This is a genomic window from Pseudomonas sp. Z003-0.4C(8344-21), assembly GCF_900104975.1.
Lineage (GTDB): Bacteria > Pseudomonadota > Gammaproteobacteria > Pseudomonadales > Pseudomonadaceae > Aquipseudomonas > Aquipseudomonas granadensis.
Map to the genome: position 1 here is coordinate 2423616 of NZ_LT629756.1, position 21431 is coordinate 2445046.

Genomic DNA, 21431 nt, shown 5'->3' on the forward strand with positions numbered 1-21431 from the left:
GGTAAAGATATTTCCTTCGAATTCAAACCCGTGGTTCCACTGACAACCAGTAACGGGTCAGGCTGCTGATCTTCAGTGGCAGGGTGTCGCTGAGCAGGCGCAGGCTCGCATCGGTGTCACGCAGGGAAAACGCCCCGGACACACGCAGCGCCGCAACGTCCGGGTGGCAGCGCAGCACACCGCGCCGATAACGGCTCAGTTCATTGAGCAAATCGTCCAGGCGCAGGTTGTTCGCCAGCAGCATGCCCTTGTCCCAGGCCAGGCTGTTGCGGTCGAACGTTTCGGCGGTGTCGAAAGCGTTGAGCTTGAAACGCTGGCGTTCGCCGGCCTTCAGCGTGTTGCTCTGCTGCAGCCATTGCGGGGTTATTTGCACGCGGCCCTCAAGCACTGAGACCTGACTGCGCGAACGATCGATGCGCACGCAAAACCGGCTGCCGAGGGAGACGGCGCTGCCTTGCGGGGTTTCGACGATAAACGGGCGGGCGCTCGAGTCATCCGCCGTGTTGATCAACAGTTCGCCGTTGAGCAGCATCACCCGGCGCTCGATCGGACTGAAAGTGATGTCCACGGCGCTGTCGGTGTTGAGCAACAGTTGAGTGCCGTCGGCCAGTTGCAGGTTCTTCTGCTCGCCGATCGCGGTGCGCTGGTCGGCGCTCCATTGCTGCCACGGCGCATGTTGCGAAGCGATGCCGACCGGGCCGGCGAGCAGCAACAGGCCGAGGCGGGTGAGGGTCTGTCGACGGCTGAGACCTTCGCGGCGAGCGGCCCGTTTCAGCGTCTGGATGGCGACATTCGCTGGCACGCTGCGCAGATCCCCAAGCAGCGCTTCGGCGCGCTGCCAGGCCTGGGCATGCTCGGCGCTGCGCAGGCGCCATTGGGCGATCGCCTGGTGATCGGCCGGCGTGGCATTGCCGGAATGCAGCTGCACCAGCCAGTCGGCGGCTTCGCCGAGAATCTGCGGATTGATCATCGGTGAGGTCATCACGCCACACTCAGGCAGGCGATGAACGCTGCGCGCATATGGCGTTTGACAGTGATCAGCGACACGTTCAGGCGCGTGGCAATCTGCGCGTAAGTCAGGCCTTCGATCTGCGACAGCAGGAAAGTGTCGCGAGTCTGCGCCGGCAGTTCGCGCAGCAGCGCTTCGATGCGCCACAGTGTCTCGACAATCAGTAGACGGGTTTCGGGCGACGGCACCTCGGCCGGTGGCAGTTGCGCGATGGTGTCCAGATAGGCGCGTTCGATGTCCTGACGTCGCCAGCGATCGATCATCAACCCTTTGGCGATGTGCGTCAGCAATGCCCGCGGCTCGCTGCCCAACGGTTTGGCGACCTGACGCGCGAGCAGGCGCAAAAAGGTGTCATGGGCCAGATCGGCCGCATCGCAGCGATTACCGAGCCTGCGCTGCAGCCAGCCCTGCAACCAACCGTGATGCTCGCTGTAGAGGCGGTGAATCTGTTGGTTCAAGGGAGAGTCGATGGACGACATGAAATGCAGATACTCGGTTCGGGCAGCCGTGGCATGAGTGCAATTAAGAATTGATCGCATTCTAGTGGCTCTGCTTCAGCGCTGGCAATTGCCCGAGAGCATTTTTCTGCGCCAGTGGCCTACTGATCTTCGCCAATATTGGCTATTTGTCGCAGCTGTCAGCGGGACTAACGTAGTCGCACATTCCCTTGCGACCCGGAGTCACCATGCAACCTCGTACCGATTTCTACACCGCTTCCCCTGACGCCCTGAAAGCGATGATGGCGCTGGAAACGGCGGTATCCAGACTGCCGCTGGAAAAGACCCTGATCGAACTGGTCAAACTGCGCGCCTCGCAAATCAATGGCTGTGCATTCTGCATCGACATGCACACCGCTGACGCGATCAAGGGCGGCGAAACCCCGCGCCGGCTGTTCGCCGTCACTGCCTGGCGGGAAGCGCCGTTCTTCAGCGACCGCGAACGCGCCGCGCTGCTCTGGACCGAGTCTCTGACGCAACTGAGCCTGACTCACGCCCCGGACGCAGACTACGAAGTGGTCGCCGCGCAATTTACGCCCAAGGAAATGGTCGATCTGACCGTGGCGATCAGCACCATCAACAGCTGGAATCGTTTGGCGGTGGGGTTTCGCAAACTGCCGCAGGCGTGAGTTTTCAACAGCTTCCTTGTCTTCCTTCGCCTGCTTGCGAGCGCAAGCGGGCGAACGGCATAGACGGCCGCTCGAGGAATTCATTGCTTCACCTTAATACGAAGCATTACTATTCACGCCCTTTCCTCAGTGCGCCGTTCCCTACCTCATGCGTCCCCGCAGACCCGGCTTTTTCGAGCATTACGAAGAGTTGATCGGCACCTGGACTCGGCGTCTGCGCAATCGCGCGCAGGCCGAGGATCTGGCGCACGACACCTTTGTGCGCGTGCTCGAGGCCGATTCGACGGCGGTGCAGCAGCCGCGTGCTTATCTGCACCAGACCGCGCGCAATATTGCGGTTGACGGTTATCGGCGCGAGGACCGGCGTGGCGCCCTGGAGTCGCAGGCCATCGAGCACAGTGCGTCGACGTCCGGCGACCCGGAGCATTACATGCATGCGATCCAGTTGGCCGATTCCATCGAGCGGGCGCTGACCGAGCTGCCGGTCAATTGTCGGAAGATTTTCGTCTGGCAGAAGATCGAAGGCCTGACCCAGGCGGAAATCGCCGAACGCCTGGGACTGTCCAAGAACATGGTCGAAAAGTATATGATCCGCACCCTGCGGCATCTGCGCGATCGCCTTGATGGCTTGCAATCATGAGCGATGGCGATTTTTCCTCCCCAGCCCAACAGGACCTTCCATGACGGATACCCGTGATTGCGCGTGCGGGCCGAGCACGGTGCGCGATGATGCTGCGCGCTGGTTCGTGCGGTTGCAGGAGCCGGATGTCAGTGCATTGGAGCGGCAGCGCTTCGACGCCTGGCTGAACGAGCATGCGCAGCATCGCGACGAATTTCAATTGCTGCAGGGCTTGTGGACGGCGGCCGATCTGCTCCCGGCGCCACGCCTCAAGGCTTTGGCTGAAACGCCGCCAAGCCGTCGCGCACGCCGGCCCTTGTTGCGTTATGCCGTGGCGGCCAGTGTGCTGGCGGTGGCGCTCGGCCTCGGTCTGTTCAGCGGTTTGCATCATCCGGGCGGCTACAGCGCCGAATTCGTCACGGCGTTGGGCGAGCGCAAACACGTGGCCTTGCCCGACGGTTCGCTGATCGATCTGAACAGCCGCAGCCGTTTGCAGGTGCGCTATGAACAGGATCGTCGCTTGATTGAACTGCGCGAAGGCGAAGCCATGTTCAGCGTCGAGCACGATGCATCGCGGCCATTTGTCGTGCAAACCGAGAGCGGCAAGGTCACGGTCACGGGCACGCGTTTCGATGTGCGCCGCGATCCTGCGCAAACCCGCGTGGCGGTGGAGCAGGGCACGGTCAAGGTGCAGGGGCGGGGTGCGCCGAGCGACCAATTCATCACTCTGACGGCGGGCCTCGGCACGCACGTTGATGCCCACGGCAAAGTCGCGCCAGCCTACGCAGTCAACCCGGCGCAACTGACCGCGTGGCGCAACGGCAAGCTGGTGTTCGACAACGCCAGCCTCAGCGAAGTCGCGGCCGAAGTATCGCGTTATCGCCAGCATCCGTTGACGGTCACCGACCCGGCCGTGGCCAGCCTGCGCCTGACCAGTGTGTTCAACGCCGACAACACCGACGCCTTGCTCAAAGCTCTGCCGAACATCCTGCCGGTGGCCGTGCGCAGCTTGGCCGATGGTCGGCAGGAAATAATCGCAAAATAAAATTCAGGTTTTTTTCGAGTTCAGCGTCTTCCTGTTCAACTGCAACTGGTTTGCATTAACAGCCGCACACTCTTGCGATCCACAGGACTCTGTACGACGTGAAAAACACCATCGCCAATAACAAAAAATCCCCTTGGTTACCGCTGGCCCTCGCGCTGGCGGTCAGCGCTGCGATGCCGCAGGCGTTCGCCGTCGAAGCCATCCATATTCGCGCACAGCCGCTGGGCCAGGCCTTGAGCGAGCTGGGCCAGCAAACCTCGCTGCAAGTGTTTTTCAGCCCGGATCTGGTGGCCGGCAAACAGGCGCCGGCGGTCGACGGTGATATTTCGCCGGAGCAGGCGCTGCGTCAGTTGCTGCAGGGCAGCGGTCTGGATTATCAGATCAACGAGGGCTCGGTGACGCTGTCGCCGGCCGCCACTTCCGCGGCGAGCAATGGCCCGCTGGAACTCGGCGTGACCGATATCAAAGTGGTCGGCGACTGGCTCGGCGACGCCAACGCCGCCGTGGTGCAGAACCACCCCGGCGCGCGCACGGTGATCCGCCGCGATGCCATGGTCGAGCAGGGCGCAATGACCGTCGGCGATGTGCTCAAGCGCGTACCGGGCGTACAGGTGCAGGACGCCAACGGCACCGGCGGCAGCGATATTTCCCTCAACGTCGGCGTGCGTGGTCTCACGTCGCGCCTGTCGCCGCGCTCCACCGTGCTGATCGATGGCGTGCCGGCGGCGTTTGCGCCGTACGGTCAGCCGCAACTGTCGATGGCGCCGATTTCCTCGGGCAACCTCGACAGCATCGACGTGGTGCGCGGCGCTGGTTCGGTGCGTTACGGGCCACAGAACGTCGGCGGGGTGATCAACTTCGTCACCCGCGCGATCCCGGAGAAAACCACCGGTGAAATCGGCACCACGCTGGAGACTTCGCAGCACGGCGGCTGGAAACACATCGACACGGCATTTCTCGGCGGCACCGCCGACAACGGCATCGGCATGGCCTTGCTGTATTCCGGGGTCAACGGTCACGGTTACCGCGAGCGCAACAACGGCAACGACATTGATGACGTGATTCTCAAGACCCACTGGGCGCCGACCGAGCAGGACGATTTCAGCCTCAACTTCCACTATTACGACGCCAGCGCCGACATGCCCGGCGGCCTGACCCAGAAGCAGTACGACGATAAGCCGTTCCAGTCCGACCGCGATTACGACAGCTTCAGCGGCCGGCGCAAGGACGTGTCGTTCAAGTGGATTCGGCAGATCGACGAGCGCACCCAGGCCGAAGTGCTGACCTACTATTCCGACAGTTACCGTGGCAGCACGATTGCCGCGCGCGACCAGAAAACCCTCAGCTCGTACCCGCGCACCTATTACACCTTCGGCATCGAGCCGCGGGTTTCGCATGTGTTCGATGTTGGCCCGACGACCCAGGAAGTCAGCGTCGGTTATCGCTACCTCAAAGAGGGCATGCACGAAGAAGCCAGTCGCCTGGCGCTGGTGAACAATCAACCGGTGGTCACCCGCACCTCTGACGGTCACGTCTATCAGGACCGTACCGGTGGCACCGAGGCCAATGCGTTTTACGTCGACAACAAGATCGATGTCGGCAACTGGACGATCACCCCGGGCATCCGTTTCGAACACATCAGCACCGAATGGCACGATCGCCCGGTGCTCGACACCTCTAACCGGCCAGTGCAGGAAAAGCGCCGCAGCATCGACAGCAACGAACCGCTGCCGGCACTGAGCGTGATGTATCACCTGTCCGATGCGTGGAAGCTGTTTGCCAACTACGAAACCTCGTTCGGTGCCTTGCAGTACTTTCAGCTCGGCCAGGGCGGCACGGGTGACCAGACCGCCAGCGGTTTGAATCCGGAAAAAGCCAAGACTTATGAGATCGGCACGCGTTACAACGATGACGCGTGGGGCGGCGAGGTGACGCTGTTCTACATCGACTTCGACGACGAACTGCAATACATCAGCAACGACGTCGGCTGGACCAATCTCGGCGCGACCAAGCACCAGGGCGTCGAAGCCTCGGTGCACTACGACATGGCCGCTCTGGACCCGCGCCTCGACGGCCTGACCGCCAATGCCGGCGTGACTTACACCCGTGCGGTGTACGAGGGCGAGATTCCCGGCTTCAAGGGTCGTGACCTGCCGTTCTACTCACGCCAAGTGGCGACGGTCGGTTTGCGTTACGACATTGATCGCTGGACGTACAACCTCGACGGCTTCGCCCAATCGCAACAACGCTCGCCGGGCACCGGGGTCAACGCTGACGGCAGTTTCAACGGCAATTACATCACCGAGGGCACCGCCGATGGGCAGTACGGCGACATTCCCGGCTACGTCACCTGGAACGTGCGCGGCGGCTACGATTTCGGCGCGCAGCTGTCGAACCTCAAGCTCGGCGCCGGGGTGAAGAACATTTTCGACAAGCAATACTTCACCCGCTCCAGCGACAACAATTCGGGAATGTATGTTGGCGCACCGAGGACGTTCTTTGTGCAGGCCAGCGTGGGGTTCTGACCGACCGCGTCGGCTTCTTCGCGAGCAGGCTCGCTCCCACAGGTTCACCGAGATTCTGTGGGAGCGAGCCTGCTCGCGAAGCTTTTCAGACCTTCAGCACTTTCCCGCCAATCGCCACCGCGACCAGCAGCACCGCCATCAGGCCAAAGGCAAAACTCAAGCTGCTGGCGTGGGCGACAAAACCGATCACCGCCGGCCCGGCGAGAATTCCGGCATAGCCCAGCGTGGTAATCGCCGGTACCGCGATGCTTTCCGGCATCACCGTCTGCTTGCCCACCGCGGTGTACAGCACCGGCACGATGTTCGAGCAGCCGGCACCGACCAGCGCATAACCCACCAGTGCGGCTTGCCAGCTCGGCGCGAAGGTCGCCAGAAACAGACCGGCCGCGGCCGTCAGCCCGCCGAACAGAATGATCCGCGTGGCGCCCAAGCGGCGGACGATGCGATCACCCAGCAAGCGGCCCGCGGTCATGGTCAGGGCGAATGCCGCGTAACCCAATCCGGCGTACGCGGTGTCGATCCCGCGTTCCTGTGCCAGGAACACCGCGCTCCAGTCCAGCGCTGCGCCTTCGGTGAGAAAGACAATGAAGCACATGCCACCGATAAACAGCACGATGCCATGGGGAATGGCGAATGCCGGACCCGAACTTTCGCTGCCGTAGGGCAGCATGTGCGGCACGCATTTGCACAGCGCCGCGATCAACAGCGCGACCACCACCAGCATCGCCGCCAGTGGCGACAGGCCGAGGCCGAGCAGGGCGCTGACGCCGGCCGCGCCGACAATCCCGCCCAGACTGAACAAGCCGTGAAAGCCCGACATCATGTTCTTGCCGCTGGCGCGCTCGACGATCACCGCTTGCAGGTTCACCGTCGAATCCACCGTGCCCAACCCCGCACCGAACATGAAAAGGGTGGCGATCAGCGCCGGTATCGACGACACCGTCGCCAGCAACGGTAATGCCGCGCAGATCAACAACGTGCCGCCGGTGGCCACGCGCCGGCAGCCGAAGCGCGTCGCCAGAATACCCGCCAGTGGCATCGCCAGAATCGAGCCAACGCCCAGGCACAACAGCAACAAGCCCAGCGTGCCCTCATCGAGACCGGCGCGGGCTTTGGCATAAGGCACCAGCGGCGCCCACGCCGCGATGCCGAGCCCGGCGATGAAAAAAGCCACGCGCGTGGACATCTGTTGCAGGCGTCCGGGGACGAAGGTGTCTTGGGGGTTGAGGCTGGTCATATCGATCCTTGGTAAAAACATCGCGTCCCCGAAGGACAGTGATTCAGCGACGAGGTTCGATCGCTATGCGGGGGCGTGCAGCCGACATCGTAACCTGTAGGAGTGAGCCTGCTCGCGATAGCGTTGTGTCAGGTAAAAATATCTCGACTGACCCACCGCTATCGCGAGCAGGCTAACTCCTACAGGGGATTGCAGTTTACAGTGGGATTTTCGTAAGCACAGAGAGGTGGGGATGACTCGGTTTTATGACGCACGAGGCAATATCTATGGCGTGGTTTCACCCGAAGCCTTGCGTGAGGCAGGAATCGCCTTGCCCGCCAGCGCCCTCGAATGCGCCGCCTCGCGTCAGTCATGGAGCGACACGGCGATCAGCGTTTGCTGCGCCTGGCCCGCTGGCCAGCGCCCGGCGAACAGCAAGGCCCATCGCAGCGACGGCTTGCTGATTGGCCCGTTCCAGGCCGCCCCGCCGTTCGATGTGCTGATCGTCAACACCGACGGCACCCTCGCCGAGCGCAGTGGCAACGGGCTGACGATCTTCTCCCAGGCGCTCGCCGGGCAAGGCTTGATGCCGGAAGCAGGCGCGCTGTTGTGCGTGCATCACGACAAGGGCGACGCCGTGGAAACCTCGGTGAAACCGGCCACGGTGGACGATGTTCAGGGCTTCTGGCTCGATCTGGGTCAGCCCGGTTTCGGCGCGGATGCCGTCGGTGCGCAGCAGGTCGAAGAGGTGCCATTCAATGGGCGAGTGGTCAGCCGCATACCGTCGCTGGCAGAGCTCGATCCAGCCTGGACGCACAGCCAGTTCGTGCGCATCGGCAATCCGCATTGCGTGACGTTGCTTGGCGATGTCGGCGCATTACCGAGCAATGAGCAAATGAGTGAGCCTGCATTGAACGAAGGCCTGGCCCGCATCGCCTATGCCATGCCAACCGGCGCCGGAGATCCCTGCCCGGCGGGCGTGAATCTGCAATGGGCGGCGCTGGAGTCAGCACAGAAAATCCGCGCCCGGGTGTTCGAGCGGGGCGAAGGACCGACCGCCTCATCCGGCACCAGCGCCAGTGCGGTGGCATCGGCGGCGTGGCGGGTGGGTTGGGTCGCGGCGGGGCAAGTGCAGGTGGTAATGCCCGGCGGCACGGCGCCGATTTTGCTTGAGGTAGAAGATAGAGAATTGGTGCGGGTCAGACTGTTCGGGACGGCGCGGTTGATGGGCTGAATTCGAGGCCGCCATCGCTGGCAAGCCAGGCTCCCACAGGTTTGCGCCGTACTCAATATTGATGATCGGCACAAAACCTGTGGGAGCCTGGCTTGCCAGCGATGAGGCCATCAGACCCGGCACAAACCTCAGCTCAGACCACCGCTGAACTCCACCACCGGCATCTGCCGCTTCATCAACACCTTGCCATCGCGAATCGAATACAGCGGCAAGCCCTGGCTGCGAATCACTTCGTAGTCACTGTCCGCCGACAGGATCAGCAGATTCGCTGGGCGCCCTTGTTCCAGCCCGTACCGCTCGCCCAGGTGCATGGCTTTGGCGCTGTTATCGGTGACCAGATCCAGCGCGCTTTGCAGGTTGCGATAGCCGAGCATGTGGCAGATGTGCAGGCCGGCTTCGAGTACGCGCAGAATGTTGCCGTTGCCCAGCGGATACCACGGGTCGACGATCGAATCCTGGCCGAAACACACGTTCATCCCGGCTTCGAGCAGTTCGTTGACGCGGGTCACGCCACGGCGTTTCGGGAAATTGTCGAAACGCCCTTGCAGGTGAATGCTCTCGGTCGGGCAGGAGACAAAACTGATCCCGGAATGGCCGAGCAGGCGAAACAGTTTGGCGCAGTAGGCGTTGTCGTAAGAGCCCATCGCCGTGGTGTGGCTGGCGGTGACGCGGGCGCCCATGTCGCGGCTGCGCGCTTCTTCGGCGAGCACTTCAAGGAAGCGTGAGTGCGGGTCGTCGGTCTCGTCGCAATGCACGTCGACCAAGCAACCGGTGCGCTCGGCGAGGTCCATCAGAAACTTCACCGAACTGACGCCCTGATCACGGGTGTATTCGAAATGCGGAATCCCGCCGACCACGTCCGCGCCCATGCGGATCGCTTCTTCCATCAGCTCGCGACCGTTGCGGAACGACTCGATGCCTTCCTGCGGGAACGCAACGATTTGCAGGTCGATCAGATGACGGCTTTCCTCGCGCACTTCGAGCATGGCCTTGAGTGCGGTGAGTTGCGGGTCGGTGACGTCGACGTGGGTGCGCACGTGCTGAATGCCGTGGGCGGCGAGCGCCTGAATGGTTTTCTTGGCGCGGGTCTTGGTGTCTTCTTCGGTAATGGTGACCTTGCGTTCGCCCCAGCACTCGATGCCTTCGAACAGTGTGCCGCTCATGTTCCAGCGCGGCTCGCCGGCGGTGAGGGTGGCATCAAGGTGAATGTGCGGCTCGACGAAGGGCGGCACCACCAGATTGCCGCCGGCGTCGAGGTCGTCCGGGCCGAGCGTCGGCGCTTCGGTTTGCCGGGCGATGCTGTGGATCAGACCGTTTTCCAGGTGCAATTCGTGCAGGCCTTCCTGGTTGCGCAGGCGGGCGTTGATGATGTGCATCAGGCGAATCCTTTTATAGATCTTGTAGTGGTGTGCTGACGCGACGGGCGCCGAGCAGACCGGTGACGATGACATACGTTAGCGCGGCAGCGGCAATCCCTACCAGCGGCGCGACCCACGGCGAACTGAACGCAGCAATGGTGCCCACGCCGTAAGCCCCGAGCCCCGGCCAGTTGAACGCCGGCAACCGCGCGTCGGCCAGACGCGGATAATGCCCGCGCCAGCGGTAGACGAAGTCCGCCATGATCACCCCGCCAATCGGCGGAATCACTGTGCCGAGCAAAATCAGATACGGCACCAGCATGTCGTACATGCCGAGCAAGGCGAGCACCGTGCCGATCACCGCGCCGCCCAGGGTCACGGTTCTGCGCCGGCCGGTGCGCAGCAGGTTGCAACCGGCGACGGCGAAGTTGTAGATGGTGTTGTCCTGGGTGCTCCAGATGTTCAGCAACAGCATGGCCATCGCGGCCATGGCGAAACCTTGCAACAGCAACACCTCGACTACGTCTGGTTGCTGATAGACGATCGCGCCATACGCGCCGATCAATACCATCAGGCCGTTGCCAACAAAAAAACCGATCAGGCTGGCCAGCACCGCCACCCGCGCCGAGCGAGAGAAACGCGTCCAGTTGGTCGCTTGCGTCGCGCCACTGACGAAGGTGCCGAACACCAGCGTGATGGCTGTCGACCAGTCCAGCGAACCCGTCGGCACGACGCTGAGCAAACCTTCGAAACCACCGACTTTTACCGTCGCCACCCACATCGACAGCATCAACAGCAACAGCATCGCCGGCACCGCGATGTACGAGAGAATTTCCAGCCCGCGATAACCGATGTACGCCGTGGCGCAGAAACCCAGCCCGAACAGCACCATCAGGCCGAGCACCGTGGCTTCATTGAGATTGAAATACTTGCCGATCACCACCGCCGCCGTCGCCGTGCCCCAGGCGTACCAGCCGATCTGGGTGAAACCGAGGATCAGGTCGCTGAGCTTGCTGCCCACATCACCAAAACAGAAACGGCCCATCAGCACCGAGTTGAGACCGCTCTTGAAGGCGATATAGCCCAGGCCCGCGGCGTACAGGCCGAGCAGCAGGTTGCCGACAACGATCACCGCGATCATCTCGCTGAAGGTGAACGCCACGCCGAGCTTGCCGCCGGCAAACATGGTCGCGGTGAAAAACGTGAAGCCCAGTAACACCATCGCGGTGGAGGCCAGGCCTTTGCGCGCGTGCATCGGGACTTCGCTGAGGGGGTAATCATTGCCGGGAGCGTTCTGCGTCATGGGGCAGTCCTTGCTGGAAGGGAGAAGACGCGGGAGGGTTGCAGCGGTCGTGCCAAACCGCAAAGTTGCAGATATGTATAGACGACAGGGCGTTGTCAGGGGCAAAAACGGTGCAGCCGAGCGCACCCGTGTGCGATGTGGGAGCCCCGATCGTTCCCACGCTCTGCGTGGGAATGCAGCCCGGGACGCTCCGCGTCCCATGCCAAAGCCGAACGCGGAGCGTCCGTTGAGGCATTCCCACGCAGAGCATGGGAACGATCGGTGTCAGGGGATTTTGATGCTGACAGAGGAATTGCAGCAGGGCGGCGTAAGCATAAAAAAACAGCCTTTGCGGCTGTTCTTTATTTCCTGACTCAACACCGCCCCCAGTAGGAGTGAGCCTGCTCGCGATAGCGGTGTTTCAGCCAAACAAATGCTTGATGACACACCGCTATCGCGAGCAGGCTCACTCCTACACATAGCGATCTGCGGTGATTACTCGCCGCGATAGATGCATCCGCTGGTGCACGTCTCATGAATGCGGATCGCGCTCAGTTCCGGCAGCAGCGGCTTCATTTCATTCCAGATGAATTTGGCCAGCACTTCGCTGGTCGGGTTTTCCAGACCGGGAATGTCGTTCAGGTAGTTGTGATCAAGACGCTCGTACAGCGGCTTGAAGATCGCTTTGATCTCGGAGAAATCGCGGATCCAGCCGGTATGCGGGTCGAGGTCGCCGCTCAGGTGCAGCGCCACTTTGAACGAGTGACCGTGCAGGCGCCCGCACTTGTGGCCGTCCGGGACGTGCGGCAGGCGGTGGGCGGATTCGAAAGTAAATTCCTTGAAGATTTCCACAGTATTCTGGCTCTGTTCAGATGGCGTTCGCCGCAGCGATTCGGGCAGGCGGCGAGTTTATCAGCTTGTCTGTGGCTGTGCTGACTAAAGGGTCAGCAAGTGCTCGGCGAGGCGACCGTTGGCCGTCAGTTCGAGAAATTCGTCACCGAGGCGGCGGCTTTCGTCCATCGCCGTGTGCCAGTACTTCTGCCGGCCGGGAGCATCGCCCATGAAACGCTTGAAGTCGTTACGGTCGGGCAGTTTGCCGAAGGGCAGGCGGGCCAGATATTCCTTCGACGGCGCGAGCAACAGCACGTCTTGCAAACGCTGCACCGAGGCGCGGCGCCACGGCAGGGTCTTGTCGAACCAGCCGGGAATCACCCGGTCGGTGAAGTGCGGGTAGAGCACGATGCCGTCGCCGCTGTAGGGCAGGTCGAGGTGATAGTCGAGCAGGCCGCCGTCGCGGAACGTCCCCGCGCCAGCACCCGGCAAATCGCGCACGCCTTGCATGACCATCGGAATCGAACCCGAGGCGAGCAGGGCCTGGCGCAGGTTGCCGGCGTTCAGCGCGACAAAGCGCGAAGGGAAATCGTCCAGCGCATGCAGTGGCGGGGCCAGGCGTGGATCGTGGATGATCAGCCGTTCGAAGTGCCGCGACAGCCGCGCACGACCGCGCAGGTTGTCGGCAATCACCGAACCCAGCGCCAGACCGAGCCGCCCGCGATGATCCTCGGCCAGACGCCCCTGACTTTTCACCACCATGATGTTCAAGCGGTAATGCGCATTGTCGAGGATGCTGGCGTCGCGGCCGTCGAGCAGGTCGTTGAGCATGCGCTGCGAGCTTTGACTGATCTCGGCCATGGTCACGCCTTTGTTGAAATTCTGCTCGGCGTACAAATGCCCGAGGCGGCGGATGCCTTCGGCGGCGTCCGGCAGGCAGGCACTGGCGAAGCGCCAGGAGCCGACTGAAGCGCCGATCAGCGAACGCTCGCGCGGCGCACCCGGCAGCCATTCACCGAACAGCGCCAGATCCAGCCCCTGAATCCCCAGCGCCTTCGGCCCACCGGCCGCGCCGGGCAGGGTGCCGACGTCGGCAGCGTTCAGGCCTTGGGCGCGAATGCGCGCCATGGCCCGCGGGCCGGCCTTGAGGGTGAGGGCAGGGAATTTGATGTGGATGGCGGTCATACCGGCCTCGATCGTTAGCAAGCTGCGAATTATAAGCACATGTTGCAGAGCCCTTGTAGGCCTTCGCCTGCTCGGGATAGCGGTGTGTCAGTGCCAAATGGGCTGACTGAAAAACCGCTATCGCTAGCAGGGTCCCACCTACAAGGTTTTGCATCGTCTGAAACGGGCACAATGATGGCCATTCAGTTTCAGTTAAGTTGCTGCCGTTAAGGTGCCTACCTTGAGCAATCCACAAGAATTTGGAGACACCCGTGAACACCCTGACTGCCCTGATCACCGCCTCGATCATCTGCCTCACCGCCGGTACTGCTTTTGCGCGCGATCTGGGGCCTGACGAAGCGCTTCGTTTGCGCGACGCTGGTACTATCGTCTCCTTCGAGAAGCTCAACGCCGCCGCGCTGGCCAAGCACCCGGGCTCGGAAATTACCGAAACCGAGCTGGAAGAAAAATACGGCAAGTACATTTACCAGATCGAACTGCGCGATCCGCAGGGCAAGAAATGGGATCTGGAATTGAACGCGGTCGATGGCGAAGTGCTCAAGGATCATCAGGATACGTAATGAAGCTTAATGTTCGCACCACCCGCCGTACGGCCTTGGTGCTGCTGTTGTTTTGCACCACGGCGATGGCCCGCGACCTTGATCAGGACGAAGCCCTGAGCCTGCGCGAGAAGGGCGTGATCCTGCCGCTGGAGCAAGTGTTGCAGCAGGCGATGGACCGTTATCCCGAGGCGAAGCTGCTGGAAGTCGAGCTGGAAGAAAAGCACGACATTTATATTTATGAAGTCGAATTGCTCACCGTCGAGGGTGTCGCCCGTGAGCTGCACCTGAAGGCTGATACCGGTGAACTGGTAAAAGACAAGGAAGATTGATCGATGCGTTTGCTCTTGGTGGAAGACCACGTACCGCTGGCCGACGAGTTGCTCGCCAGCCTGCAGCGGCAAGGTTACGCGGTCGATTGGCTGGCGGACGGTCGCGATGCGGTGTATCAGGGCAGCAGCGAACCCTACGATTTGATCATTCTCGACCTCGGCCTGCCCGGCGTGCCGGGGCTTGAAGTGCTGGCGCAGTGGCGCGCCGGTGGGCTGTCGATTCCGGTGTTGATTCTGACGGCACGCGATTCCTGGGCCGAACGCATCGAAGGCCTGAAGGCCGGTGCCGACGATTACCTGACCAAGCCGTTTCACCCCGAAGAGCTGCAATTGCGCATTCAGTCGCTGCTGCGCCGCTCCAAGGGCCAGGCCAATCAACCGACCTTGAAGGCCGCCGGCCTGCACCTGGACGAGGGGCGTCAGTGCGTGGTGCGTGACGGCACGGACATTCAACTGACCGCCGCCGAGTTTCGTCTGCTGCGCTATTTCATGCTGCATCCCGAGCAGATCCTCTCCAAGAGCCACCTCGCCGAACACCTCTACGACGGTGAAACCGAGCGCGATTCCAATGTCCTTGAAGTGCACGTCAATCACCTGCGGCGCAAGCTCGGCAAAAGCGTGATCGAAACCCGTCGCGGCCAGGGTTACCTGTTCGGCGGGCAAGCCTCGTGAGATCGATCCAGCGCCGCTTGAGCTTGGGTCTGATCAGTGTGATGGTGATCGTCGGTGTGGTGCTGGCGCAGACCAGCCTGTGGTTGTTCGAAGCAGGTTTGCAGCGTTATCTGGAGGCGGGTCTGCGCAACGACAGCGAGAGCCTGCTGGTGGCGTTGGTCCGTGGCCCGCAAGGCTTGCAGCTGGACGAGCGGCATCTGTCGCCAGCCTATCAGCGGCCGTTTTCCGGGCATTACTTCCGCATCGACTTTGCCGACAGCCACTGGCGTTCGCGCTCATTGTGGGACCAGGACCTGCCGCTGCTCGATCATCCCGGCCTGCACAGCAATCTCCAGTTGGGCCCGGACGGCCAACAGTTGCTGATACTGCGTTCGGACTATCGGCGCCTCGGCCAGTCGATTTCAATCAGCGTCGCGCAGGATTACACGCCGGTGCGCGAAAGCTTCCAGCGCATGCGCCAGATCGGTCTGGCAGCAGGCCTGACGGCGTTGCTGGTGATTCTGCTGTTGCAGCGCCTGACCGTGCGCCGCGCCTTGAAGCCGCTGGAGCGGGCGCGCGAACAGATCGCGCAGTTGCAGCAAGGCCAGCGTTCGCAGCTCGACGATCAAGTGCCAGTGGAGCTAGAGCCGCTGGTAGCGCAGATCAACCATTTGCTCGCCCACACCGAAGACAGCCTCAAGCGCTCGCGCAACGCCCTGGGCAATCTCGGCCATGCGTTAAAAACGCCGCTGGCGGTGTTGTTGAGCGTGGCGTCGAGCGAAAAACTCGATGCGCACCCGGAACTGCGCAAGGTCCTCATCGAGCAACTGGAGCAAGTGCAGCAGCGCCTCAATCGCGAATTGAATCGCGCGCGCTTGTCCGGCGATGCACTGCCCGGCGCGCTGTTCGATTGCGACGCGGAACTGCCGGGCTTGCTGGCGACGCTGAACATGATCCACGGCGAGCATCTGGCGCTCAGCTACGTCGCCCCGGCCGGGCTGCAACTGCCGTGGGACCGTGAGGATTTACTTGAGCTGCTGGGCAACCTGCTCGACAACGCCTGCAAGTGGGCGGACGCCGAAGTGCGCTTGAGCGTGATCGAACGCACCGATGGCTTTTCCTTGAGCGTCGAGGATGACGGCCCCGGGATTCCCGAACAACAGCGCGCCGAGGTGTTCAGTCGTGGCACACGGCTGGATGAACAGACCGACGGCCATGGGCTGGGGTTGGGCATCGTGCGCGATATCGTGGAAACGTGGGGCGGGTTGCTGGTGTTGGGCGAGAGCGAGTGGGGCGGGTTGAAGGTGGTGATCGAATTGCCTCGGCGGTGAGCCCTTGAAAAGCCCCTCATCGGAACGCCGCCCGCCTAACCCTCTCCCAGAGGGAGAGGGGACTGATTGTGTTGTTCTTGAGATATGCACTCACTTGAAATACCGAGTCGGACTCAGGACTTGAATGGCATGAAGATCGGCTCCCTTTCCCCCTCGCCCCCCTTGGGGGGAGAGGGCTGGGGTGAGGGGGGATTGCAACTGACACCCCGCACTCATGCATCAAACGCGAAACTGATCCATCAACCGCTGCTGCTGATTCGCCAGGCTGTTGAGCGACTGGCTGACCCGCGCCGATTCATTGGCCTGCCCCGACAGCGATTCCGTCACGTCGCGAATCGTCGCCACATTGTTGTTGATCTCTTCGGCCACTGCGCTCTGCTGTTCAGCGGCGCTGGCGATCTGCAGGTTCATGTCGCTGATCACCGTCACCGCGTCGCCGATCTGGCGCAGTGCGGTCACTGCCTGGCCGACCTGCTCGACACTGCCCTGGGCCTGGCGATGGCTGTTGCCCATCGAACCGACCACCTCCTGCGTGCCGTTCTGCAATTGCTCGATGACCTGACGGGTTTCCTCCACCGATTCCTGGGTACGTCGGGCAAGGTTGCGCACTTCATCGGCGACCACGGCAAAACCGCGTCCGGCTTCACCGGCCCGCGCCGCTTCGATCGCGGCATTCAGTGCCAGCAGATTGGTCTGCTCGGCAATCGCGCGAATGGTTTCCAGCACCGCGCCGATTTTCTCGCTGTTGGCCGCCAGACCTTCAACCTGCACCATCGCCACGCTCATGTCGGCGGCGAGGGTGTCGATGCTCGCGGTGGTGCGGTCGATCACGGTCAGGCCCTGGCGAGTGGCGCGGTCGGCGTCCTTGGCGGCTTCGGCCGCCTGGGCCGCGCTGCGGGCGACGTCCTGCGCGGTGGCGCTCATTTCGTGGGAGGCGGTCGCAACCTGATCGACTTGACGGTATTGCTGCTCCATGCCGGCGCTGGTCTGGGTGGCGATGGCCGAGGACTGATCAGCCGTGCTGCGCGCGTCCTGCACCGAGCGTTTCACTTCGGCGATGATCGGCTGCAATTTATCGAGAAAGCGGTTGAACCAGCCGGCCAGTTGGCCGAGTTCATCCTGCTTGTCATAGGCCAGGCGGCGGGTCAGGTCGCCTTCGCCGCTGGCGATGTCTTCAAGCATGTACGCGACGCCCAGGATCGGTCGGGTCACACTGCGCGCCATCAGCCACACCAGCAGCAGGCCGAGCAGGGCGGCGAGGCCGCCGAGGCCCAACTCCATCAACGTGCCCGAGGTATTGCTCGCGTCCAGCTGTTGCTCGAGTGCTTCGGCGCGGCTGACCAGAACTTTTTCCGGCACGTCGAGCAGCACGCCCCACGCCGGCCCGCCTGGAATCGGCTGGAACGGCGATAGTACTTTCAACTGACCATTATTGTGCAGACTGCTCACGCCGGTGCTGGCCGCCAGGCGTCGCAGCAGTTCAGCCCCGCTGGTGGTGTCGACGGCGTCCAGACGCTGGCTGAGTTTGCCGGCATCGGCGCTGTAACCGGCGAGCAGGCCGGCGGGGCTGATGATGCTCACGGCAGTCTGACCGTCGTAGAGCTTTTTGCTCGCGGTCTGGCTGATCGCTTGCAGGCTGTTGAGGTTGATGTCGACCGACAGCGAGGCGATGACCTTGCCGTTGAGCAGCAGGGGGAAGACGATGCTGGTCATCAGCACTTTCTGCCCGTCGATCACGTAAAAGTACGGTTCGATCACACACGGCTTGAGCGTGCTGCGCGGGCAGGTGAACCAAGCGTTGGCCGCCTGACCGCTGGGGCCGGTGCGGGTGTCGCTCATGTCACTTTCCGGCAGGGCCATCGAGTGGACCTTGCCCGGGGTCGGCTGCGACCAGTACAGGGCGAACCGGCCCTTGTCATTGCTGCCCAGCTCCTCTTGTCCGGCGAACAGTTCGTCCTTGCCGTCCAGCGCATTGGCTTCGAATACCAGCGACAGGCCGAGCAGATCCGGGTTGGCCTGCAATGCGGATTTGACCTGACGGGTCAGGTCTTCGCGCAGATCGAAGGCATCGAGAAAACGCTTCTCGGCCTGTTCGCGCAGAAACAGCACCTGCCGCGAGAAGCCGTGACCGTACTGGTAGGCATCCATGAACTGCTGACGAATCCCCGCCGCCTGCACCTCACCCTGCGACTCTATGCGCGCCTGCGCCGACTCGGTGAGCATCTCCATGCTCGACGCCTTGACCAGCGCGGAACTGTGCTCCATGCGATACAGCGAAAGACCGACGAGCAGGGTCACGATACCGGCCAGACAGAGACCGGCGAGCAGGGTGATTTTCCATTGGATGGAAAGGTGTCTGAGCGACATGGAAAACATCCTTATTCGATAAATATCTGAGACTTTGCACTCTAACGGCTGAAAAGCAGCTTTCTTGAGCGGCAAGCTGCAAGCGGCAAGCTAAAAGCGAGCATAGGACTCAAGGATCAAAAGCAGCTCAGCTTGCCGCTCGAAACTTGCAGCTTGTGGCTGCTTGGGGCACAGTGCGCGCCCTTCTAACAAGACCCTTTTGCCTCCGCCGAGCAGTTCTGGCGGACTCATCCTGTCTGGCGGTCGGTTTGCCCACCGCAGTGTTTTTCGAGGTAGTGAAATGAATGCAGTCATAGCGGCAGTCGGCGTCATGCTGATTCTCAGCCTGTCCCGCGTGCATGTGGTGATCGCGCTGATCGTCGGGGCGCTGGTTGGCGGCCTGACCGGTGGCCTGGGCATGGACGCCACGCTCAAGGCGTTCAACAGCGGTCTGGGCGGCGGTGCGACGGTGGCCTTGTCCTACGCGTTGCTCGGCGCTTTCGCCGTGGCAATCGCCAAGTCTGGCTTGGCCCATGCACTGGCCGACAAGGCGCTGGCGATGGTTGACCGGCAACATTCGAGCGGCGGCGGCAATGTCAAATGGTTGCTGATCGGCCTGTTGTGGGTGGTGGCGATTGCTTCGCAGAACATCCTGCCGATCCACATTGCATTCATTCCGCTGCTGGTGCCGCCACTGCTTTATGTGCTGACCAAGCTGCAACTCGACCGCCGCCTGATCGCCTGTGTCATGACCTTCGGCCTGATCACTCCGTACATGTTCCTGCCAGTGGGTTTCGGCAACATCTTCCTCAATGAAATCCTGCTGGCCAACGTTGCGCGCAGCGGCGTCGACATCAGCGGCATCAACATCACCCACGCCATGGGCATTCCGGCGCTGGGCATGGTTTTCGGCCTGGCGATGGCGTTCATCAGTTATCGCAAGAAGCGCGTCTATGACCTGGAAAAAATCGAGCAGGTCGAGCAGACCGCGGTGCATTACAACCCGCTGAGCCTGTTGATCGCCGGTGTGGCCATCGCCTCGGCGTTCGTCGTCCAACTGCTGCTGGATTCGATGATTATCGGTGCGCTGGTGGGCTTTTTGATCTTTTCGGTGTCCGGCATCGTCAAGTGGCGCGAAACCGATGACCTGTTCACTGAAGGCATGAAGATGATGGCGATGATCGGTTTCATCATGATCGCCGCCTCCGGCTTCGCCGAAGTGATGAAGGCCACCGGGCAGGTGCAGACGCTGGTTGAATCGTCGGCGGCGTGGATCAACCACAGCAAAGGCATCGGCGCGCTGTTGATGCTGCTGGTGGGCTTGCTGGTAACCATGGGCATCGGTTCGTCGTTCTCCACCGTGCCGATTCTGGCGGCGATTTTCGTGCCGCTGTGCGTGCAACTGGGCTTCAGTCCGATGGCCATCGTGTGCATCGTCGGCACTGCCGGTGCGCTGGGCGACGCCGGTTCACCGGCCTCGGACTCGACCCTCGGCCCGACCTCCGGCCTGAACATCGACGGCCAGCATCACCACATCTGGGACACCGTGGTGCCGACCTTCCTGCACTACAACCTGCCGCTGCTGGCGTTCGGCTGGGTGGCCGCGATGGTCCTCTGACCCTGTCACCGATCCCTTGTAGGAGTGAGCCTGCTCGCGATAGCGGTGTACCCGTCGCCTGATGCGCTGACTGATACACCGCTATCGCGAGCAGGCTCACTCCTACAGGGAGCGGGGGTGAATCCAGGACTCAACTTTTGAGCTGGCGTGCCGTTAAAGCCTTTAACCACGCCAACAAAATCAAAAGAGTGAGCCCCCACAATGCGCCTGAGCCTCAAGGCTAAAGTCCTGTCCCTCGCCGTTCTTCCGGTATTGCTCTTTGCCCTGGTCATCAGTCTGACCACACTGTTCATCCTCCAGGAACAGGCGCGCAAGGAAGTCGAACAGACCCGCGAGCGCCTGCTCGGCGACGCCAAAGCCACCCTGCAAAGTTACGTCGCCGTGGCGATGACCACGATCAAACCGCTGTACGACGCGGCTGCTCCCGGCGACACCGAGGCGCGGGCGCAGGCGATCAAGCTGCTGTCGGGCATCCGCTACGGCAAGGACGGCTACTTCTTCGCCTACGACTCGGAGATCGTGCGCCTGTTCAAGGCCAACGACCCTGACGGTGTGGGCAAAAGCTTCGAGGACAACCGCGACCCGAATGGCGTCTACGTCAACCTCGGTCTGGTGAAAGTGGCGAAGGACGGTACTCACTACCTGCAATACAGCTCGCCGCTGCCGGGCAATGCCAAGGTGCTGGTGCCGAAACTCGGTTATACCGAATACCTGGCCAAGTGGGACATGGCCGTCGGTACCTCGGTCAACCTCGACGGCATCGAAGCGCAAGTGGCGCTGGTCGAAACCCAGGTGCAGGAACGCGTGCAAGGCGTGGTGCTGAGCATTGTCGGTGTGGCGGTGGTGGTGCTGCTGGTGATTGCCGCGGCGGGGATGCTGCTGGCCAACACGATTCTGCGGCCGCTGACCCTGATGAAAGCCAACCTCGATGACATCGCGGCAGGCGAGGGCGATCTGACCCGGCGCCTGAACATCACCAGCCAGGATGAACTTGGCGAACTGGCCGGCTCGTTCAACCGCTTCGTCGACAAGATCCACGGTTTAGTGCGGCAGATCACCGAGATGACCACGCAACTGACCGGGCTGGTGACTCAGGTGTCGGATCAGGCGCAACGCTCGGATCAGGCGATGGAGCGTCAGCGTCACGAGACCGATCAGGTCGCCACCGCCATCAACGAAATGTC

General features: G+C 62.2%; 18 protein-coding genes and 2 pseudogenes. 11 read left to right on the forward strand and 9 right to left on the reverse strand.

Features of this window, described 5'->3' with window-relative positions; all coding sequences use genetic code 11:
• Nucleotides 1-22: 22 nt before the first annotated feature.
• Nucleotides 23-982 carry a FecR domain-containing protein gene (locus BLU24_RS11115; RefSeq protein WP_093100043.1) on the reverse strand — a complete coding sequence of 320 codons (960 nt, stop codon included), beginning with the start codon at nt 980-982 and terminating at the stop codon, nt 23-25.
• Nucleotides 982-1488, reverse strand: coding sequence for a sigma-70 family RNA polymerase sigma factor (locus BLU24_RS11120; protein WP_093100045.1), 507 nt, complete (start codon nt 1486-1488; stop codon nt 982-984). Before BLU24_RS11120 ends, BLU24_RS11115 begins: the two co-directional genes overlap by 1 nt.
• A 206-nt stretch (nt 1489-1694) precedes the next feature.
• Here BLU24_RS11120 and BLU24_RS11125 point away from each other — a divergent pair, with 206 nt between their 5' ends.
• The 4 genes from BLU24_RS11125 (at nt 1695) to BLU24_RS11140 (ending at nt 6324) form a co-directional block, all read left to right on the forward strand.
• On the forward strand, nt 1695-2135 hold the full coding sequence (locus BLU24_RS11125; protein ID WP_093100047.1) for a carboxymuconolactone decarboxylase family protein: 441 nt from the start codon (nt 1695-1697) through the stop codon (nt 2133-2135).
• A gap of 148 nt (nt 2136-2283) precedes the next feature.
• On the forward strand, nt 2284-2775 hold the full coding sequence (locus tag BLU24_RS11130) for a sigma-70 family RNA polymerase sigma factor (protein ID WP_093100049.1): 492 nt from the start codon (nt 2284-2286) through the stop codon (nt 2773-2775).
• A gap of 40 nt (nt 2776-2815) precedes the next feature.
• Entirely contained in the window at nt 2816-3799 is a 984-nt protein-coding gene (locus BLU24_RS11135; protein WP_093100051.1) for a FecR family protein, read from the forward strand.
• 98 nt (nt 3800-3897) lie between these two features.
• On the forward strand, nt 3898-6324 hold the full coding sequence (locus BLU24_RS11140; RefSeq protein WP_093100053.1) for a TonB-dependent siderophore receptor: 2427 nt from the start codon (nt 3898-3900) through the stop codon (nt 6322-6324).
• Nucleotides 6325-6409: 85 nt separating this feature from the next.
• Here the strand turns inward: BLU24_RS11140 and BLU24_RS11145 are convergent, their stop codons facing one another.
• Nucleotides 6410-7561 (reverse strand): MFS transporter, encoded by a 1152-nt coding sequence (locus BLU24_RS11145; protein WP_090284616.1) that lies wholly within the window; start codon nt 7559-7561, stop codon nt 6410-6412.
• Nucleotides 7562-7793: 232 nt separating this feature from the next.
• Here BLU24_RS11145 and BLU24_RS11150 point away from each other — a divergent pair, with 232 nt between their 5' ends.
• Entirely contained in the window at nt 7794-8774 is a 981-nt protein-coding gene (locus BLU24_RS11150; protein ID WP_093100055.1) for a hypothetical protein, read from the forward strand.
• A 128-nt stretch (nt 8775-8902) separates the two neighbouring features.
• Here the strand turns inward: BLU24_RS11150 and codA are convergent, their stop codons facing one another.
• From codA to BLU24_RS11170, 4 genes are all read right to left on the reverse strand, one after another.
• Nucleotides 8903-10150: a cytosine deaminase gene (codA, locus tag BLU24_RS11155; RefSeq protein ID WP_093100057.1), complete on the reverse strand. Its 1248-nt coding sequence runs from the start codon at nt 10148-10150 to the stop codon at nt 8903-8905.
• A 13-nt stretch (nt 10151-10163) separates the two neighbouring features.
• The gene (gene codB / locus BLU24_RS11160) at nt 10164-11435 is read right to left on the reverse strand and encodes a cytosine permease (protein ID WP_093100059.1); all 1272 of its coding nucleotides are present in this window, start codon (nt 11433-11435) and stop codon (nt 10164-10166) included.
• A gap of 474 nt (nt 11436-11909) precedes the next feature.
• Nucleotides 11910-12266: a 6-carboxytetrahydropterin synthase QueD gene (gene queD, locus BLU24_RS11165; protein WP_007915588.1), complete on the reverse strand. Its 357-nt coding sequence runs from the start codon at nt 12264-12266 to the stop codon at nt 11910-11912.
• Between the two features lie 84 nt (nt 12267-12350).
• A complete protein-coding gene (locus BLU24_RS11170; protein ID WP_093100061.1) occupies nt 12351-13430 on the reverse strand; it encodes a hypothetical protein in 1080 nt (359 codons plus the stop codon).
• A 251-nt stretch (nt 13431-13681) separates the two neighbouring features.
• On the opposite strand from BLU24_RS11170, the gene BLU24_RS11175 reads away from it, so the two are divergent.
• The 4 genes from BLU24_RS11175 to BLU24_RS11190 are packed head-to-tail and all read left to right on the forward strand — an operon-like array spanning nt 13682 to nt 16283.
• The gene (locus BLU24_RS11175) at nt 13682-13990 is read left to right on the forward strand and encodes a PepSY domain-containing protein (protein WP_093100063.1); all 309 of its coding nucleotides are present in this window, start codon (nt 13682-13684) and stop codon (nt 13988-13990) included.
• Nucleotides 13990-14301 (forward strand): PepSY domain-containing protein, encoded by a 312-nt coding sequence (locus BLU24_RS11180; RefSeq protein WP_093100065.1) that lies wholly within the window; start codon nt 13990-13992, stop codon nt 14299-14301. Before BLU24_RS11175 ends, BLU24_RS11180 begins: the two co-directional genes overlap by 1 nt.
• A 3-nt stretch (nt 14302-14304) precedes the next feature.
• A complete protein-coding gene (locus tag BLU24_RS11185; RefSeq protein ID WP_093100067.1) occupies nt 14305-14973 on the forward strand; it encodes a response regulator transcription factor in 669 nt (222 codons plus the stop codon).
• Entirely contained in the window at nt 14970-16283 is a 1314-nt protein-coding gene (locus tag BLU24_RS11190) for a sensor histidine kinase (RefSeq protein ID WP_093100069.1), read from the forward strand. The genes BLU24_RS11185 and BLU24_RS11190 overlap by 4 nt, the downstream gene beginning before the upstream one ends.
• Nucleotides 16284-16502: 219 nt before the next feature.
• Here BLU24_RS11190 and BLU24_RS28210 read toward each other — a convergent pair whose 3' ends face one another.
• Entirely contained in the window at nt 16503-17258 is a 756-nt protein-coding gene (locus tag BLU24_RS28210) for a methyl-accepting chemotaxis protein (RefSeq protein WP_442965782.1), read from the reverse strand.
• A gap of 150 nt (nt 17259-17408) precedes the next feature.
• Nucleotides 17409-18659: pseudogene (locus tag BLU24_RS28215) on the reverse strand (cache domain-containing protein); the annotation flags it as partial.
• Nucleotides 18660-18930: 271 nt separating this feature from the next.
• On the opposite strand from BLU24_RS28215, the gene BLU24_RS11200 reads away from it, so the two are divergent.
• Nucleotides 18931-20247 (forward strand): Na+/H+ antiporter family protein, encoded by a 1317-nt coding sequence (locus BLU24_RS11200; protein ID WP_093100073.1) that lies wholly within the window; start codon nt 18931-18933, stop codon nt 20245-20247.
• Nucleotides 20248-20448: 201 nt separating this feature from the next.
• Nucleotides 20449-21225: pseudogene (locus BLU24_RS28220) on the forward strand (cache domain-containing protein); the annotation flags it as partial.
• Nucleotides 21226-21431 lie beyond the last annotated feature (206 nt).